1 protein-coding gene is annotated in these 308 nt (G+C 51.0%); it reads right to left on the bottom strand.

Annotation, left to right across the window (positions count from 1 at the left end; genetic code table 11):
* Positions 1-37: 37 nt before the first annotated feature.
* Positions 38-308 (bottom strand): hypothetical protein (locus tag HC175_RS24060; RefSeq protein WP_209310220.1); only part of this gene is annotated, 271 nt, incomplete at its 5' end.

Here is a 308-nt window from a genome sequence, read left to right as displayed (position 1 = left end):
CTCCTCCCGAGGAGGTTTTCTGCGAAGCAGAAATGTCTCAATCAGCTCCCCTCCTTTTTTCAAGGAGGGGTGGCAGGCGATAGCCTGACGGGGTGGTCAGCCACCACACCCGCGCAGCGGAATTTTGTAAAAAACTTTTTAACCTGGAACTTGAAACATCCAGGCAACGGCAACAGGCAACCGGCAACCGGCAACACGCAACAAGTAACCTGTAACTTGCAACTATTTCACCTTCATATCCCCACACCCCTCTCTCCTCCTGGTGTCGATCAAATAAATGATCTTCCATTCTCCCTTCTGCTTCAGCA

The sequence above is a fragment of the Salinimicrobium oceani genome, from assembly GCF_012037645.1.
This window is presented reverse-complemented; position numbering and strand designations above follow the sequence as displayed.